Source organism: Gudongella sp. QWL-04, assembly GCF_058683975.1.
The window spans coordinates 532,106-549,878 of record NZ_CM178754.1 but is presented as its reverse complement, the minus strand read 5'-3'; the positions used below and the strand labels follow the sequence as shown (position 1 = coordinate 549,878).

The following is a 17,773-nucleotide window of genomic DNA, read 5'->3' as shown; positions in this document are numbered from 1 at the left end:
AAAAACAAAAAACCCTTGCCTCGTATATAAACATATACAGAGGCAAAGGCTATCTTCGCGGTCCCACTCTGTTTAGGATAAACATCCTATCTCCTTCAGGTACTTACATACCTTAGTTCTGTAACGGGAACACCCGTATAGGTCTACTGTCGATTTCGACCTAAGGCTCACTGGTGCACTTCAAGCAATCATGCTTAGGTATCTCTCACCTTCGATACCCTCTCTTTGAAGCAAAGCTTACTCTACTCTACCAGCTCAATGCAGGTTTATAATAAATATAATAGTATTATAACAGCTTACTTAAGAAAATCAATATTAATTTTCATATTTAATGTAAAACATGAAAATTAATGTTGATTTTACTCATGTCTTTATTCTTCCTAAACAAAATCCCAGAGGACCGGGTGTTGGTCCGCTGGGATTTGGAAAGTCCTAATTACTTCTTGTGTTCAATTGGTTTATTCTTAAAGAGGATGTTGTACCCCTCTATTGTAAGGATTATTGCTAAAATAAACAGTGCTACTGGAAATACTACAAGTAGATAATTCCCAGCAATGAAATTATTTCTTATCAAGAATACAAGAGCTGTTAATGTAACTGCTATCATGAAAATCATTGGCAGAGTTATCATGTGGTAATTCTTTCCTGTATTCTTCAACCAAACTGCCACAGCTAGCAGTGAAAGACCTGCCAGCAACTGGTTAGCTGAACCGAATATAGGCCAGATCCTAGCGAAACCTCCGACTGCAAGGTAAGCACCTATTACTACAGTGATTCCAGTTGAAAGATACATATTTGTCCAAATACTTTGCTTCTCAGCCCCTGGCTTATCAAAGAATTCCTGGAATATGAATCTAGCTAGTCTAGTTGCGGTATCGAGTGATGTCAAAGCAAATGCAGATACTGCTAAAGCAACGAAGGACTTACCTACATCAAAAGGCAAACCAAACTTTGACATAAAAGTACCTACTCCATTTGAGAATACATTTACTGGTCCACCTTTTAAAAGTTCAGCTAGCTCGCCTTGAGTTACATATGCCGCTGAGATGAGAGCTATTATTGCCAATACACCTTCTATTAGCATAGCTCCATAACCTATAATCTTAGCGTCTTTTTCATTGTCAAGCTGTTTTGAGGTAGTACCTGAACCTACTAATGAGTGGAATCCGGAAATAGCACCGCAAGCTACTGTAACAAACAACATTGGGAACATCCAGCTTCCATTTACGTTAAATGCTGTAACAGGTGCTAACTGGATCTCAGGTCTGAATATTAAAATACCTAGAACTGCTCCTGCTATCATAGCGTATAACAAGAATGAGTTCAAATAGTCTCTAGGCTGGAGTAATATCCATACTGGAGCGGTTGAAGCTATAAAAATGTAAATTGCCAGTATTATTATCCAGGTGTTCAAGCTTAATGATAATGGCATTACTGTACCTAACCATACCATAATAAACAGTACGACTACTCCTATGATGGTTCCTACTGGCAAACTTACTCCCTTTCTGTATACTAAATAACCAAATAACACAGCTTCTGCTATAAACATCATAGAAGTAGAAGCTGCAGCAGGTACGGAAACGAACGTGTTAGCGACAATGTTGGTAAATGCAGCTACGACAAGAAGCAAAGTCAACCAAGCAAAAAGTGAGAACAACTGCATGCCCTTGTGTCCCATATTGGCATTAATTACCTCGCCAATTGATTTACCCTTATGTCTAATTGATGCGTATAGTGAACCATAATCATGAACACCACCGAAAAAAATACTTCCTATGATGATCCATAATAGAACTGGTACCCATCCAAATATCGCTGCCTGGATTGGCCCGTTGATTGGTCCTGCCCCTGCGATAGATGCAAAGTGGTGTCCCAAAAGCACCGCTGGTTTTGTGGGAACATAGTCAACACCATCATTTATCTCATGAGCAGGGGTTTTTCGGCTTGGGTCAATACCCCATTGCTTGGCGAGCCATGAACCGTATGTAGCATAAGCTGCAATAAAAACAAAAATTCCAATAACTATCAACCAAAGTGCGTTCATAGATTCCCCTCCTTATGATTTTGGAAATAGAAAGTCACGATATTTTGTATACCTGTTCGACCTCCCTTCCCTTCTTATTTGATATTACAATTCCGTCCTTAAGGGACACTATCAGAATCCTGACGTCCACCCATCCCCTCAGACCGAATGAAAATCCTTTATGGTACTTGAAGCTGTTCACTGCATCAGAAATTTCTGGGTCAATCGAGTTTATGCCCTCATCTATTACTAAAACATAAGTTACAATACTTGACATATGCTCAGGATGTGGAATCACTATATCATCAATAATGTTTACAACATCATTTTTGAACTCAGTAAATATCGATCTGTTTAGAGCATCCGCTTTTTTGATCAAAATATGCTCATTATTCTCAATTCCAAATATCTTAGCTTTTTTAGTGAGAAGGTATCTTTCAGTTGTCATGTAAAATCTACCATATAAATCATATTTCTGATTGTTTATTGTATGATTTCTATATAGGTCAAAGCTGTTTCTAAGCTTATTTTCAAGATTCTCCAAATAATTCTCGTAATCCATGTCCGTCCTCACTTTTTACATTAGTAAAAGATATGCAGCCTATAGATATTTACAGCTTTATTGTACTACTAGTAATTTGTCATGTCAATTACTTAAGCCCAAAACATAGAAGAGGGTCCATGCATTGGAACCCTCTTAAATAAGCCATTTTTGAAGTTATTTTTGGCTCTTATGTCAAATACTGGTAATGTTTCATCGGATAATGTGTTAGTATTTACACATCTGGATTCTAAAAATCAGCATTATCAATCCTTTTATACTACATAATTGAATAGTCTCAATACCTCAATATAATCTCGTGACTTAAAGCTGATCGTATTTTCGTCCAATTTATTGACACCTGGATAGAATGACTTGCTATATGCGTCCTTATGGTTCTTATACCTGATGATGATATTGAATTCTTCAGGGAGCTGAATTTTCAAGCTTTCATAACTGCCTGATAGTGCTTCCCTGACTCCTTCCCTGATCTTTTCAGCAGCAAGCTCTGGGTGGATATTGATAGTAGAATTACCTCTACCCTCCTTAACTGCCACTGTCTTGATCCCTGGAACTACATCCTCTGCTTCTATGCAAAGCCCTTTGTCTCCCGATAGAAAAACAACCGGAACATCATGATATGCAGCTATGTATGAATGGATCAGGAATTCGCTTGCAATCTTGCCATTTATTGTTATTTTATCCAGCATTGTATTCATTGTATGAGATAATGGATTTGTGTCAGTTCCTGCTGCTGAATGATACCCAATGTATATCAAGGCTGAATAAGTAGAATCAAGCTCCTGTACCATGGAGTAAAGGCCACCAGCCCAGCTCCTGACAAGCTTAGTGTTTCTAGGTAGTGTCGTGTGATCAATATTTCTTCCACTGTCATGTGCATCCTTGATGACAATTTCCTCAGCACCTGCTTCGTTTGCACCAATACATGCAGCTTCTACTTCCCTGGTCATCTGTCTCGCAAATGTTTGATATGTTCCCTTATCCTTCTCAGTCTCATCCCATGTAGTGCAACCTGCAACTCCCTCAATATCAGCACTGATAAATACCTTCATACATTTCCCTCCCATAATTTTATCGGTCCACTTTATATCAATATACCATAATAGCCTCATTTTAGGTTATATTGTAAGTAAATATGTTGTAAATGATAATATTTATCATTTACAATCAGGTAATCATATGCTATAATTTTATTGGCTCAAAATTATCGCGGCAAATTTCTTTATGGAGTTGATAATTAATGGCTAAAATGATGGGTCCAAGATTTAAGCTGAGCAGGAGACTTGGTCTGAATATATTTGGACACCCCAAGGCTATGGACAGGGCTAAAAAGGGAACTTCCAGAGCAGACAAAAAACTGTCCGAATACGGTCAACAGCTATTGGAAAAACAAAGGCTGAGGGCATACTACGGAGTAATGGAAAAACAATTTGCAAAATATGTTGATAAGGCCAAGAAGAGCAAGGATCAGACTGGACCGGCTCTTATAAGGATCCTTGAATCAAGACTAGATAACCTTGTTTACAGGATCGGCTTTGCATCTTCTATCAGACAGGCAAGGCAGATGGTCGTCCATGGACACGTTCTAGTTAACGGGGAAAAAATTGATATCCCATCTTATCTTTGTACACCAGGTGATACTCTGGAATTAAGAGAAAAATCAAAGTCTGTGGAGCTATTCAAGGATAATTTCGAAAATGCATTTCTCAGCTCTCTTCCTTACATCACTAAAGATAAGGACAGGATAGCTGGAACTTTCATAAGATTTCCTGAAAGGGAAGAGGTCCCGATTGAAATACAGGACCAATTGATAGTTGAATATTACTCTTGATCAAAATGGGAGCTTATGGCTCCCATTTTATTTATTCCTCCATTTCAGAAAGCTGTCTCTCTATGAGACTATGGAGCAGTCTGTAGTCTATGGCAGACATTGCCAAGAATAGCAAGGGGATGCCCATAAGCAATGCAAAATCAGGTATATAGTCATGGGTCACATAGACCAAATACACAAGAGGTCCCAAAATAACCACTGACATCCCCATTCCAATGAGTACATTAAGGTTCTGCTTCATAGCCTGTTGTGGATTTGTCCAATCTCTCATTGGCCTCATAATATCAATGGTCATCCCTAATAATGACATCAAGATGCTGCCTATGGCCCCTGCCACTAGAATATAAGCAATAGAAAAAAGAGACAAAGGCAATATAAAGCAAAGACTTGCCAGTAAAAATATAGCCCCAAGTCCTTGTATAGACATTGATGCCACCAATCTACCCATAATCTGCTCTCTTGCCCTGATTGGCAGTGTCCTTTGGATCCATAGATTTTTACCCTCTCTTGAGAATGTAGTAACTCCTATAGAGTTCAACATACCAAGCAATGTAAGCATTCCAGCCCCGCCAAGGTCAAGGAAGAATTCGTTGCTTTGAAGCATACCTCTAAGAACCCCCAAATCGCTTCCACTCGTCACTAAGCTCATGACGAGCAGTATAGGAACAATCACCACCCCACCCACTGAGTTCATGAGGTAGATCGGAGTTTTGAATAGCATCATAAGCTCCTTATGTGCTATCGCCAACCATGGCTTGCGGATTTTGGAAATCTTTTCAAGCTTAACAGAATCCTTCGATTTGATTTTTGAGGGCGATTCGCTACTACCTAACAATCCATCCATATAAAGACGCTCTGATAGTACGACAGCTGCTACCGTTCCAAAAATGCTGGCTGCAGAATATCCAAAAATACTTAATATCCAACTTCCCTGTATGCCGCCTACCATTGAAGTCGCAGCCCACATAGCTGGAGGGTAGGCTCTTCCAAGCTTTTTCACCAATAATTGAGAATCTCTGGCAAGGTCAAATAAAAAACTTTCATTATCCATTAGCCCTTGTGAGACCAGTTGATTGAACTTCATCTGGAGGAACACGATAAGTATTACGAAAAGCAGACCTCCAACTGTTCTTACAAGATCCTTCCTCCCCTTAAGGTTAGTATACTTCATAAATACCATTATTATTATTGTTGCTGCTGCTAATGGGATCAAGGGCAATAGAAAAAGAACAATTGAAGAAATTATCCAATACAAAGGTCCTGCGAACTCACTTGTTCCAAAAATTACCACAAAAGGCAACGCAATAGGCAAAGAGACTATATATTCACTTACTACAAGAGTAGCAAATCTCGAGCCTAATATGACGGATGGCCTAATAGGCAGATGAAGGAGCTGTTCGATATCCCTTGAAAAATAGTACTTACTCATTGTATACAATAATCCCAAGAAAAATACTATAAACTGAGATATCATTATCCCCATCATAAGAAAATATGATTGCTGACCTATTTGTCTAAAAGCAGAGTACAAATGTTTCAATGCTTGAATCATCATAATATATGATGGAATCAATGAAAGCAATGCTACTGCTATGATCGCGTAGGTCCATCTTTTTTTCTTGTTCCTGAAGGAATACTTGAGTGAGGAAATTCCAAAGGTTATATTTAAATCGGTTTTTACCAAAGATATCAGTTTATTCATCCTCAGTCAGCTCCAGGAATATATTTTCTAATGACCCCTTCTCCTCTGCCTGAGCTCTGAGCTCATCCATAGTCCCCATTGCTATTATCCTGCCCTTGTTTATTATGGCAATTCTATCACAAAGCTTCTCAGCTACCTCCATTACGTGTGTAGAAAAAAACACTTTGCTCCCTTTATCACACATATCTTTCATTATCTCTTTCAAATTAAAGGCAGACCTTGGATCAAGGCCAACCATCGGCTCATCGAGGATGAATAGCTTAGGATCATTCAATAAAGCTGAAGCTAGAACAAGCTTTTGCTTCATACCATGTGAATATCCACCAATAAGGCCGTCTAAAGCATCCTTTATATTGAAAATGCTGCAGTAATTCTCGATCCTTTCTCTTCGTACATCAGTTGGGATACCGTACATATCACCTACAAAGTTCAAATATTCAATACCCTTAAGCCTATCGTAAATTTCGGGATTGTCAGGTACGTAACTGATAATTTGCTTCGCCTTGAGAGGCTCCTTCCATACGTCGATTCCATCAAGGACTACTCTGCCCTTATCCGGCTTCAGGAGACCCACTATCATCTTTATAGTAGTTGATTTGCCTGCACCGTTTGGACCTAGAAATCCGAATATTTCTCCAGGTCTTATCTCCAGGTCTATTCCATCTACTGCCTTTATCGATCCATTTCCATAGGATTTCTCCAGCCCTTCAAGCTTTAACATCTTTCCACTCCCCCTTACAGCAGTTTATGAACCCTACATGATTAATTCTACAACCATAGCGTTTCAAATGCAAACTAAAGAGGCAGGTTTCCCTGCCTCCACATTTTTATATTTCTTCCAATACCTTAGCAAACTCTTTCTCCACAAAGTCTGTTGAAATCCTTTTATCAAATAGCTTTCCTTCCGAGATGACCGCAAGTCTGGCTTTCCCATTCGGGAAGTTGAAGCCCTTAGTATAAAGGATCTCCGTTCCTCCGATAGGCCAATGTGTTGATCCACCAAGCTTGAACAGATCCTTGTATTCAGGCACGGCCTTGGATACTTCCTCAGTAAGCTCCTCAACTTTTTTGTATTTATTGACTCTGCCTAGGATATACATCATTTCATTTACAACCTGCCAGTTTGCATAGCCGGTAAGCGGTGGAATAGCTGTATTAGTCCACTGGATCCTTCTTTCGCTGTTGGTATAGGTACCCTTTGACTCAGCATAGCTTACTGCAGGTATCACAACATCAGCTTTTTCTCCAGAAGGTGTCAGATAAAGGTCCTGTACCCCAAAGAACTCAAGTCCTTCAAGATATTCAACCGGAATATCCTCGCCAAATGACATCAAACCTTTTATATTTCTCGTTCTTATACCATCTACAATATCCTTCCAAGGCTTATCTACTCCCAAATCTGCAAGACCCTGGCTGTTATTCTTTGGCTTAAGCTGGATGATGCCTCTTCTTGGTTTACCTATCTGGCCTGAAACAACAGCAATATTTGCCAGCATTTTAGCTGCCTCAGCAGTAAGGTAGTTCTGGTCAAATATTATAACAGGCTTCTTGGCCTCAAGATAAAGCTCTGCAATATCTATTGCCTCAGGCTTAGGCTGTACTCGTTCTAGTGATGCCTTAAGCTCTGCAAATCCCTCTGCATTCTTCGGTTCAAAGCCTTTATCTATGATCACCTTCAGTATGCCCTTTAGACAGGTAAGATCATTATCCGGACAATCAACAGCGCTTGACCATTCATTTATCTGGTCGTAACTGTTATTTATAACTACCATCCTGGCTCCTTTGTCGATTGCATGCTTGACCTTAAGAGCAGCTATGGTATGGTCCTTCATCATATCAGCTCCCATAACAAGAATGAAGTCTGACTGCTTGATCTCCTCAAAGGTATTTGATGATGCATCATAGCCTAGAACGTCCTTTATCCCACCATAGGTTCTGTTGAAACAGGTGATATTATCTGTCCCCAGGAATTCTGAAGCAAACTTCTTGGCAATGTATATTTCCTCGTTGGTAAGCTTATCGGAAATAGCCACTGCAACTGACTCAGGGCCGTACTGGAGTTTGAGAGATTGGAGCTTCTTAGCAGCTAGTCTCATTCCCTGATCCCAGGTACCTTCTATCAGCTTGCCGCCCATTCTAACCAAAGGCTTTGAAAGTCTTGTTTTTTGCTTTCCTTGATTATATCCAAATCTTCCCTTGACGCATAGAAGGCCTTCGTCAACCTTGCTGTCCTTATTGGGAACTGCCCTATAAAGCATTTCACCATTCGTCTCTATGTCGATATTACAGCCAACTGAACAGAAGGAGCAAATCGTCTTCGTCTTCCCAGTTTCAACGGGCACTGATTTATCTATCTGCAGTCTCTCCTGTATAGCACCTACTGGACAAACACTGACGCACTGTCCGCAGGATATACAGGATGTATCTGCCAGTCTGAGATCTAAGGCTGGTTTTACAATGGTATCAAAGCCTCTCTCAACCAATCCGAGTGCCCCATTATCCATTACCTGGTCGCATACCCTCACGCAAAGCCCGCAAAGGATACACTTGTCAGTATTTCTAACAATAAAGGGATGATCATCGTCCTGTTCCCTGAAATGTACCTCACCTTCAAATCTCTCAGGCTGCACATCATAGTCATTTGAATAATTGTACAGCTTGCACTCAAAGAAATCACCGCAGCCACACTCCAGACACCTCATGGCATCTTTTACTGCCTGCTCGGGAGTGAAACCGAGGTTTACCTCGTTAAAGTTGTTCTTCCTTTCTTCTGCTGACAGATGAGGCATCGGTGATCTAAACTCCTTAGATCTGTCCTTGTAGTGCTCGCTTGTGAGATGTGTCCTCTCTACGACATATGGTCTTCTGTATGGAATAACATGGCCTTCGAGGTAAGAATTTATTACTCCTACAGCTCGCTTAGCATCGCCTATAGCTTTTATAGCGATATTGGCTCCCTCGTTGATTACATCACCACCGGCGAATATTCCCTCAATATTTGTTTGATAGCTGTTTTCATCTACTGCAATCGTTCCTCTTTTTGTTTTCTCAAGTATCTCGAAACCGTCCAGAGCCGACTCCTGTCCGATTGCTCCTATGACAAGGTCGATATCCAGGTATTCAAAGGCTCCTTCAATAGGGACTGGCTTTCTTCTACCTGATGCATCTTCCTCGCCCAGCTCCATCTTTTGAAGTTTAACTCTAGCTGCTTTACCATTCTCTTCAATTATTTCCAGAGGAGAAACAAGGAACTTGAAGATAACACCCTCTTCTTTGGCCTCTTTTATCTCGATCAGCTCAGCAGGCATTTCCTCCTCGGTTCTTCTGTAAAGTACATAGACCTCTTTAGCTCCCAGTCTAATCGCGGTTCTACAGGCGTCCATAGCTGTATTTCCGCCACCTACTACAGCGACTCTTTCACCAATCATCATATGCTCATTGACTGTCGCTTTTCTCAGGAAGTCAATACCTCCGATAACTCCAGGGAGATCCTCGCCCTTTACTCTAAGGCTGGTACTCTTCCAAGCCCCAATAGATATATAGCATGCATCAAAGTTATTTCTTATGTAGGATAGATCAAGCTGTTCTCCAACTTTGACATTATTGACGAACCTGACATTCATTTTCCTAATTATATCGATCTCCTGATCGATTACATGTCCAGGAAGTCTATATTCCGGAATACCGTATCGCAGCATCCCGCCCATTTCAGGCATCTGTTCATAAATTGTTGCCTCATGACCTGCAACCCTTAGGAAATAGGCTGCTGAAAGCCCTCCAGGGCCGCCACCGATTATTGCTACCTTCTTACCAGTCGGTTCTCCAAGCTCCGGCATAAAAACGTCATCGCTGGCAAGATCTATATCAGCAAGGAATGACTTAAGATATGCTATGGATATCGGCTCTTCAACAAGCTGTCTTCTACATGCAGTCTCACATGGATGTGGACATACCCTTCCAATGCATGCAGGAAGCGGCAGTTGCTCCTTTATGAGCTTTAGCCCTTCTCTGTATTCCATGTTTGCAGCAAGGCCTACATATCCCTGACAGTCTGTATATCCTGGGCATGCCAGTACGCACGGCGGTCTGCAGTCTCCTACGTGATCTGACAGAAGAAGCTCCAGCGCTGTTTTTCTTGAACTTTTTACTCTGTCTGTATTTGTATTGATTATCATTCCATCGGATGCTACCGTTGCACAAGATCTTAACAGCTTAGGAATACCCTCAACCTCAACGACGCACAGTCCACAGGAGCCGTATATCTCTACCCTTTCATCAAAGCACATGGTAGGGATTTCAATTTTGTTTGCTCTGGCAATGTCAAGAATCGTCTGACCTGCATTACCCTTAACTTCTTTTCCATTGATATTCAAATTTATTACGGACATATTCACCCCCACCTTCCTAGCTTATTTCTATAGCATCAAATTTACAAACTTCATAGCACTTTCCACATTTGATACAAATGTCCTGATCTATCTTATGAATCATCTTAGGCTCACCGGCTATAGCACCAACTGGGCAATTTCTCTTACACATTCCGCAGCCTATGCAATTATCAAGAATGTCATATCTTATAAGCGCCTTGCAGGACTTAGAAGGACATTTCTTATCATGTATATGAGCTTCATACTCATCCCTGAAATATCTGATCGTACTTAAAACAGGGTTTGGAGCTGTCTGACCCAAGCCACACAGAGAACCGTCCTTGACCTCAACTGCAAGGCTCTCCAGAAGCTCAATATCACCGGGTCTTCCGTTGCCGTTAACTATTCTTTCAAGTATCTCAAGCATCCTCTTGGTTCCAAGCCTGCAATGTATGCACTTGCCGCATGATTCCTTACGTGTAAAGTCCAGGAAGAATTTTGCCATGGAAACCATGCAGGTTGAGTCATCCATTACTACCATACCGCCAGAGCCCATTATTGCCCCGACCTTTCCAAGTGATTCATAATCAACTGTAGTATCCTCAAGGTGTGCTGGAATACAACCACCCGATGGTCCTCCCATCTGAACCGCCTTAAACTTCTTGTCGTTTAGTATTCCACCGCCGATACCATAGATGATATCTTTGATTGGCATTCCCATCGGAACCTCTACAAGTCCACCTTTCTTTATCTTTCCTGTAAGGGCAAAAACCTTGGTTCCCTTCGATCTGTCCGTACCATAAGCTGCGAAGGCTGCTCCGCCTTTCCTGATTATCCATGGAACGTTGGCAAAGGTCTCTACGTTATTGATATTTGTAGGCTGTCCCCAATAGCCCTTTTGTGCCGGGAACGGAGGCTTGAGCCTAGGCATTCCTCTCTCTCCTTCAAGAGATGCTATCAAAGCAGTTTCCTCGCCGCATACGAAGGCCCCTGCACCAGCTTTTATTCTGATATCAAAGTTGAAGTTAGAACCAAATATCTTCTTACCAAGATAACCTGCGTCCCTGGCCTGATTGATCGCGATATCTAATCTCTTGATCGCAAGCGGATACTCTGCTCTTACATAAATAACGCCTTCTTCTGCACCAATAGCATAAGCACCTATAGCCATACCTTCCAAGAGTCTATGTGGATCCCCTTCGAGTATGGATCTATCCATAAATGCCCCTGGATCTCCCTCATCGGCGTTACAGACCATGAATTTTGGCGTTGATCTCTCTCTATATGCTGCATTCCATTTGAACCAGGTTGGGAATCCTGCACCGCCTCTACCACGGAGGCCTGATTCCTTCATTTCTTCAATAACTTGTTCCTGTGTCATTTCAGTTAGACACTTCTTAAGGGCTTCATAGCCCCCTCTTTCTATGTACTCTTCCAGTTTTTCAGGATTTATTATACCGCAGTTTTCTATCGCTATTCTTACTTGCTTTCCAAGTGCTTCCTCGTCAACAGCAGATATCTTATGAGAAGCTTCCTCTTCCTTTGCCATAGCTTTTTGAACAAGACCAAGGACATCCTCACCAGATACTCTTACATATCTTTCCAAATTATTACTCTCATCATAGATGTCTACTATTGGCTCGAGATGACACATTCCTACACAACCAGTTATCTCAAGGTCGATATCGAGCCTGTTGCTTTTGACCTCACTATCCAGGACATCGTATACTTTTCTTGCTCCAGCTGCTATCCCGCAGCTGCCAAGACCGACGACAACCTTCATTTAATTCCCCTCCCTTTGAGCCAAGGTAACCTTCCTGAGGCTCCTAAGAATATCCTTTGTCTTTTGAGGCGTCAAACTCCCATAAGTCTCTCCATTTATCATCATTACCGGAGAAAGGCTGCAGCAACCAAGACAGGCAACATTATTAAGTGTAAAAGCATTATCTTCTGTTGTTTCACCATTTTTGATGCCCAACTCTTCATTTATAGCTTCCTCGATGTTGTCTGCACCGTTTACATGACAGGCTGTACCTTTACAAAGCATAATCAGGTTTTCCCCAACTGGGTTTAGCCTGAACTGGGTGTAGAAGGTAGCTACACCATAGATTTGAGAGCTGTATATACCGGTCTCTTTAGATATGTACTCCAGCACTGACATTGGGAGGTAACCATAGGTTTCCTGTGCATATTGAAGAATAGTTATGAGACTTCCCTTTACCTCCTTGTACTTGGCTATGACTGAATCCATTTTTGAAAGGTCAACAGTCTCGTCCAGGAAGTGGGACTTAAGTTCCTTTGCTCCACAGCAGCCCACAATACCAACTCCTTTGCTTTTAGATATAGTTCAACAAATCTATTATATAATAAAGAATCTGAATAAACAATCTAAAGAGTCGTTATATAGATAACATTCAATTTCCATTAATTTGCATTAAATCCAAGCCCTGTATTGAGCCAATTCCAAGCTTTCTTGTAGGAAATTGAATGTCTATTCTGCAGGATTTGTCATAAAAAAATTCATCCGGTCTGGCCGGATGATTATCATATGCCCGATATCGAGATCTTATCTACTAATACACTTGGAGATCCAAAATGTCCATTTCCAGGAAGTATAAATCTAAGGTCAGAGCCTATGGCTTCAACGTTTGACAGCAGATCATAAAAACTCCCGGAAATCGTTATTCCATTAACAGGGTCCTCTTTCTTCCCCTTTTTTATCAAATATCCTTGAGCTTGTACTGAAAAATCTCCTGATACTGTGTCCAGACCTGAGTGGATACCTGCAACCATAGTGATCAGGATTCCCCCCTCAGCTCTCTCCATCAGTTCTTCCAGTTCAAACTCGCCTTGTTCCATGTAAAAGTTTGTTGGACTTACTCCAATTGCCGACTTATATGATACTCTAAACCCGTTCCCTGTTGATGCAGCCATATCCATTTCGGCAGTTCGGATATTGTGAAGATAAGATTTTAAAACTCCTCTATCCACAATCAACTTCCTTGAAGTAGGAGTGCCCTCATCATCAAAACCGGAGCCAGAGAAACCCTCTTTATGAAAAGGATCGTCGATTAGTGTTACTCCTGACGAGGCAATTTCCATTTCCAGCTTGCCCTTAAGGCCTGATAATCCCTTCTGAATATTATCGGCTGAAAATATTGGAGAAAAGGCTTCAAGCAGCTCTGCAAAAACATTATACCTTATAACTGCTGTATAAAACCCGCTTGCAACTGGTGATGCTCCAAGCATTGAAAGGGCTTCCTCCGCTGCTTCCTCAGACATTTTTTCGATATCTATTTTCTGAGGGTCTCTGAAGAGTCTATAGCTGGATCCAGTCTTGGTGTCAGTATCATTTCTTGAAACTACCGACACATATGCGAAGCCACCTTCATCAGCATGCTCCAGATCAAGCCCCTTGCTATTCCTTAGCACTTTCCGGGACTTAAATTCCTGGTACATACATTCCTGGACCGATTGTATTCTACTGTCCCGTGAGAGTGTCTTTTCTTCAAGCTGAAGCATAGTTTTTATCTTATCTTCTGTTGTCATCGAGTTAAGCTTCCTATCCAATTCAGGCATAGGGCTATATATCCCCCCTGCTTCTGGAAGCGTCAGCCTTGTGTCCGTCTCAACAGATTCTGCACTGGAAAGAGCTCCTTCAAGAAGTATATCAATCGACTTGTCGTCAATGGCTTCTGTATAGGAATAACCTGGCGAGCCATTTAGTATCCCTCTAAGAGAAACTCCTGACGTATTCGAGAATCCAAATTTATCAAGTTCTCCCTTAAATATTCCTATCTTAAGGTTTTCGTTTTCGACCTTGAAGACCTCTGATTCTTCAAAGATATTCTCGGATTTTTGAAATACTTTATTTGTAAAGGTATTAAAGTCCACTATACATCACCATTCCTTCCGCCTACAGTCAAGCTGCTAACCCTTATCATAGGCTGCCCTACGTTTGCTGGTATTGAACCACTTTCTGCACCGCACATCCCTTGGCCCAATGCCAGATTGTTTCCTACAGCATCAATAAGCTCAAGGACCTTGACTCCGTTACCTACCAGAGTTGCACCTCTTAAAGGCTTTGTGAGCCTTCCGTTTTTTATAAGGTAGCCCTCCATTACAGCAAAGTTGAAATCACCTGTAGCTGGATCTACACTTCCGCCTCCAAGACTTTTAGCATACAATCCATATTCTGTAGTTGAGATTATATCCATAGGATCCATATTCCCATTTGCAATAAAGGTATTATTCATCCTTGAGGTTGGAGAGAATCTATAAGACTGTCTTCTTGCAGAGCCAGTAGATTCCATACCCATTCTCTTGCCATTCAGCTTATCTACCAGGTAGGATTTAAGAACTCCATTTTCAATAAGGATATTTCGTCTGGTAGGTGTTCCTTCGTCGTCGATCCCGGTAGTACCCCAACCGTTTGCTATAGTACCGTCATCTATAGCTGTTACCAATGGTGATGCCACCATTTCACCAAGCTTACCACCAAAAGCGGACACACCCTTAGATACAAAGGAAGCTTCAAGCGCATGTCCACAGGCTTCGTGGAAAAGAACCCCACCAAATCCGTTGTCTATGACTACCGGCATCATCCCACTGGGAGAATATTCTCCATGTATCATTTCTACAGCAATCCTCGAGGCCTCTTCAGCTATCTTTTCGACGGGATTATTTGAATAGAACTCGAAGCCCATTGATGCTCCTGGTGCATTATAGCCCTGCTGCATTTCCCCATTCAGAGACGCGACTGATGCAACTGCAAAACGAGTTCGAACTCTTTTATCGCTGATCCACAAACCTTCAGAATTGGCAATAAAAATGTCCTGCTCCTCCTCCATATAGCTTGTCGTTACCTGAGTTATAAGGTTACTGTAGCCTTTAGCCGAAGAATAAGCTCTTTTCAGGAGCTCCAGCTTCTCCGCTCTTGGAGTGCTTGAAAGCAACTTTTCAACTATGTTATATTTGAGGGCTTCCTTCCTGTTGAACACCAGCTCCCTGGATGAGCCCTCCTTTATGGACTGTGCTGCCTTTGAAGCAAGCTTTACAAGGTTATCCTCTGAGAGATCATTGGAATAAGCATAAATACTCTTGAGACCATTTATTATTCTGATCCCTACACCGTAGTCTCTCCCTGACAGACTGTCCTCGACAAGTCCTGCTATAGTCTTGATATTCCCTGTAAGCTTATCCTCGGCAAAAATTTCAACAAATTCAGCACCTTTCATCATAGCAGCATTTATAGTATTGCTGACTGACCTTTCACTTAGCATCCTGTTCCTCCTTTAACCTATTCTGCAGCTCCACTATCGACAGCCTTGAGACATTCTCAGGCTCAATTCGAAGAGCCTCCAGGATTTCTGAAAGCTGCTTCTCGTCGCCAACCTCTATCTCCATATAGGGATTGGGGTAGGTTTCCTTATCCCAGACGTCTATATCAAGCCTTACTCCTTTAAGGGAATAAGACTTTCTATCCTTGAATCCAACAGTCACTTTATCGAATCCTAGCTCTCTCAAAATGTTAAGCATGGTCTTTTCATCGTCTATGGCTACGTTCAGCTCTACATTTTCCCTTAGAAAATCATTACGAAGATTTTTTTTAAGCGTAAGCTCTGAAAACTCATTTCCTGAAATTAGCTCCTGAGTATGTCTTATTCTTAGATATGCATCTAGGAAGGACTTTATAGGCCTTGATTCAGAATCTATTAGGGTATTTGTCTGCCTTTCCCTAGCCATAAGCTTCCCTCCCATGTCAATGATTTTTTGCTCCATTGCTTCAGGATCGATGTTAAGGATCTTAACTTCCAACTCATTGTTCATATAATAACACCAGCCATTATTCTTCTATCGACAATGGAGAAAGCTTCCTGGTCGCATATCAATGTAACATCAGGATGTAGTAATAAGAGCGAAGCTGGAAGCCAAGTTGTCACTTTACCTGAATTCAGTATTTGGCCGATGGCTTCAGCCTTACCCTCACCACTTGCTAATAGTAATATTTTCCTGGCTTTCATAATACTTCCCATTCCCATAGATACAGCCTCTGTGGGTACCCTTTCTTTTGACTCGAAAAATCTGGAGTTATCCTCGATGGTCTTTTTACTTAGCTTTACAAGATCCGTCCCAAGATTTAGCTCCTCTGCAGGTTCGTTAAATGCAATATGTCCGTTCGAGCCTATACCAAGGATCTGAAGGTCGATTCCTCCGGCATTTTCTATCATTCGGTCGTAAAGTCTGCCATATGTCTTAGGGTCATTTGTCATTCCATCTGGAACATGAGTGTTATCCTTATCGATATTAATATGGTCGAACAGATTGTCATTCATGAAATAATTGTAGCTATCATGGTTTGATGCACTAAGTCCAATGTATTCGTCCAGATTGAAGGTGATGACTTGAGTGAAATCCAGGTTATGCTCTTTATGTCTTTTTATCAGCTCTTTGTAGGTTCCGACAGGGGTCGATCCTGTGGCAAGACCTAAAACCGCATGACCTTTAACAGAAACCATTTCCTCGATGATATCTGCTGCTTTTTTGCTCAACTCATTATAATTGTCCGTTAGAATTATTTTCATTTCCTACCTCCGTAATTGGTTTAAGTTTAAACCCAAGATAATCACTGGATACAAGGTGAAGCATCAACCCTTCCAGATCTCCTTCGACTGAATACTTATGTCCTTCTGCATGAAGATGCCCGTAAATACATATATCTACATCGAATTTTCTCATGATATCAACAAATTCATTTGGCCTTAGCTTATTGTCAAATGGTGGATAATGAAGCATTACAATCTTAGTGGTGCAAGATTCGTCGATCGCCGAAATCGAAGCCTCCAATCTTGCCAACTCCCTCTTGTAAATCTTCTCATCACCCTCACTGAATCCTTCCGAGTCTCTGGACATCCAGCCGCGGGTACCTGCGATTCCTACATTATAGTGTTTTTCTGCAGAATTCCTCATGAATCGAATGGATTCTAAACCAAGCCCTTCAAGCTTTGACATACTCTCCCACCAATAGTCGTGGTTCCCCTTGATAATGAGTTTCTTCCCAGGCAATGAATCTATAAGTCTCAAGTCAGGAACAGCATCCTCAAGCCTAAGTCCCCATGATACATCTCCAGGTATAAGCACAAGATCGCCCTCTCTGACCTGTTCTTTCCAGTTCTCTACAATTTTTTTCTCATGGCCTATCCACCTATCACCAAATATATCCATAGGCTTTCGCCCTGAATGATCCAAGTGGAGATCTCCAATAGCAAATATCATCTCAGCACCT

Annotated in this window: 14 protein-coding genes and 1 other annotated feature; of the genes, 1 reads left to right on the top strand and 13 read right to left on the bottom strand. The window is 41.4% G+C overall.

Translation table 11 applies throughout. From position 1 onward, the window contains the following. Window positions 1–35: 35 nt before the first annotated feature. Window positions 36–268, bottom strand: a binding site (T-box leader). Between the two features lie 168 nt (window positions 269–436). The 3 genes from AC4PHB_RS02705 to AC4PHB_RS02695 form a co-directional block, all read right to left on the bottom strand. Continuing rightward, entirely contained in the window at window positions 437–2,047 is a 1,611-nt protein-coding gene (locus tag AC4PHB_RS02705) for a carbon starvation CstA family protein (RefSeq protein ID WP_492137133.1), read from the bottom strand. A 34-nt stretch (window positions 2,048–2,081) separates the two neighbouring features. Next, window positions 2,082–2,588 (bottom strand): DUF8052 family protein, encoded by a 507-nt coding sequence (locus AC4PHB_RS02700; RefSeq protein WP_492137132.1) that lies wholly within the window; start codon window positions 2,586–2,588, stop codon window positions 2,082–2,084. 254 nt (window positions 2,589–2,842) lie between these two features. Next, the gene (locus AC4PHB_RS02695; RefSeq protein WP_492137131.1) at window positions 2,843–3,640 is read right to left on the bottom strand and encodes a M55 family metallopeptidase; all 798 of its coding nucleotides are present in this window, start codon (window positions 3,638–3,640) and stop codon (window positions 2,843–2,845) included. A gap of 188 nt (window positions 3,641–3,828) precedes the next feature. On the opposite strand from AC4PHB_RS02695, the gene rpsD reads away from it, so the two are divergent. Continuing rightward, entirely contained in the window at window positions 3,829–4,419 is a 591-nt protein-coding gene (gene rpsD, locus AC4PHB_RS02690; protein ID WP_492137130.1) for a 30S ribosomal protein S4, read from the top strand. A gap of 31 nt (window positions 4,420–4,450) precedes the next feature. Here the strand turns inward: rpsD and AC4PHB_RS02685 are convergent, their stop codons facing one another. From AC4PHB_RS02685 to AC4PHB_RS02640, 10 genes are all read right to left on the bottom strand, one after another. Beyond that, window positions 4,451–6,121 carry a putative ABC transporter permease subunit gene (locus tag AC4PHB_RS02685; protein ID WP_492137129.1) on the bottom strand — a complete coding sequence of 557 codons (1,671 nt, stop codon included), beginning with the start codon at window positions 6,119–6,121 and terminating at the stop codon, window positions 4,451–4,453. Next, window positions 6,114–6,842, bottom strand: a complete 729-nt coding sequence (locus AC4PHB_RS02680) for an ABC transporter ATP-binding protein (protein ID WP_492137128.1) — start codon at window positions 6,840–6,842, stop codon at window positions 6,114–6,116. The genes AC4PHB_RS02685 and AC4PHB_RS02680 overlap by 8 nt, the downstream gene beginning before the upstream one ends. A 106-nt stretch (window positions 6,843–6,948) precedes the next feature. Next, entirely contained in the window at window positions 6,949–10,509 is a 3,561-nt protein-coding gene (locus AC4PHB_RS02675) for a molybdopterin-dependent oxidoreductase (protein WP_492137127.1), read from the bottom strand. A 16-nt stretch (window positions 10,510–10,525) separates the two neighbouring features. After that, window positions 10,526–12,271 (bottom strand): NADH-quinone oxidoreductase subunit NuoF, encoded by a 1,746-nt coding sequence (gene nuoF / locus AC4PHB_RS02670; RefSeq protein ID WP_492137126.1) that lies wholly within the window; start codon window positions 12,269–12,271, stop codon window positions 10,526–10,528. Continuing rightward, window positions 12,272–12,805 carry an NADH-quinone oxidoreductase subunit NuoE gene (gene nuoE / locus AC4PHB_RS02665; RefSeq protein ID WP_492137125.1) on the bottom strand — a complete coding sequence of 178 codons (534 nt, stop codon included), beginning with the start codon at window positions 12,803–12,805 and terminating at the stop codon, window positions 12,272–12,274. A gap of 227 nt (window positions 12,806–13,032) precedes the next feature. After that, complete coding sequence (locus AC4PHB_RS02660; protein ID WP_492137124.1) at window positions 13,033–14,382, bottom strand: TldD/PmbA family protein; 1,350 nt, start codon at window positions 14,380–14,382, stop codon at window positions 13,033–13,035. Beyond that, entirely contained in the window at window positions 14,382–15,770 is a 1,389-nt protein-coding gene (locus AC4PHB_RS02655; RefSeq protein ID WP_492137123.1) for a TldD/PmbA family protein, read from the bottom strand. Before AC4PHB_RS02655 ends, AC4PHB_RS02660 begins: the two co-directional genes overlap by 1 nt. Further along, window positions 15,760–16,317, bottom strand: a complete 558-nt coding sequence (locus AC4PHB_RS02650) for a class IV adenylate cyclase (protein ID WP_492137122.1) — start codon at window positions 16,315–16,317, stop codon at window positions 15,760–15,762. Before AC4PHB_RS02650 ends, AC4PHB_RS02655 begins: the two co-directional genes overlap by 11 nt. Continuing rightward, window positions 16,314–17,072 carry a glucosamine-6-phosphate deaminase gene (nagB, locus tag AC4PHB_RS02645; protein ID WP_492137121.1) on the bottom strand — a complete coding sequence of 253 codons (759 nt, stop codon included), beginning with the start codon at window positions 17,070–17,072 and terminating at the stop codon, window positions 16,314–16,316. Before nagB ends, AC4PHB_RS02650 begins: the two co-directional genes overlap by 4 nt. Beyond that, the gene (locus tag AC4PHB_RS02640; RefSeq protein ID WP_492137120.1) at window positions 17,044–17,763 is read right to left on the bottom strand and encodes a metallophosphoesterase; all 720 of its coding nucleotides are present in this window, start codon (window positions 17,761–17,763) and stop codon (window positions 17,044–17,046) included. The genes nagB and AC4PHB_RS02640 overlap by 29 nt, the downstream gene beginning before the upstream one ends. Window positions 17,764–17,773 lie beyond the last annotated feature (10 nt).

Bases quoted from the DNA above. Each gene is read 5' to 3' on its own strand.
- AC4PHB_RS02705 (WP_492137133.1), bottom strand. From the start codon at position 2,047: ATGAACGCACTTTGGTTGATAGTTATTGGAATTTTTGTTTTTATTGCA.
- AC4PHB_RS02700 (WP_492137132.1), bottom strand. From the start codon at position 2,588: ATGGATTACGAGAATTATTTGGAGAATCTTGAAAATAAGCTTAGAAAC.
- AC4PHB_RS02695 (WP_492137131.1), bottom strand. From the start codon at position 3,640: ATGAAGGTATTTATCAGTGCTGATATTGAGGGAGTTGCAGGTTGCACT.
- rpsD (WP_492137130.1), top strand. From the start codon at position 3,829: ATGGCTAAAATGATGGGTCCAAGATTTAAGCTGAGCAGGAGACTTGGT.
- AC4PHB_RS02685 (WP_492137129.1), bottom strand. From the start codon at position 6,121: ATGAATAAACTGATATCTTTGGTAAAAACCGATTTAAATATAACCTTT.
- AC4PHB_RS02680 (WP_492137128.1), bottom strand. From the start codon at position 6,842: ATGTTAAAGCTTGAAGGGCTGGAGAAATCCTATGGAAATGGATCGATA.
- AC4PHB_RS02675 (WP_492137127.1), bottom strand. From the start codon at position 10,509: ATGTCCGTAATAAATTTGAATATCAATGGAAAAGAAGTTAAGGGTAAT.
- nuoF (WP_492137126.1), bottom strand. From the start codon at position 12,271: ATGAAGGTTGTCGTCGGTCTTGGCAGCTGCGGGATAGCAGCTGGAGCA.
- AC4PHB_RS02655 (WP_492137123.1), bottom strand. From the start codon at position 15,770: ATGCTAAGTGAAAGGTCAGTCAGCAATACTATAAATGCTGCTATGATG.
- AC4PHB_RS02650 (WP_492137122.1), bottom strand. From the start codon at position 16,317: ATGAACAATGAGTTGGAAGTTAAGATCCTTAACATCGATCCTGAAGCA.
- nagB (WP_492137121.1), bottom strand. From the start codon at position 17,072: ATGAAAATAATTCTAACGGACAATTATAATGAGTTGAGCAAAAAAGCA.
- AC4PHB_RS02640 (WP_492137120.1), bottom strand. From the start codon at position 17,763: ATGATATTTGCTATTGGAGATCTCCACTTGGATCATTCAGGGCGAAAG.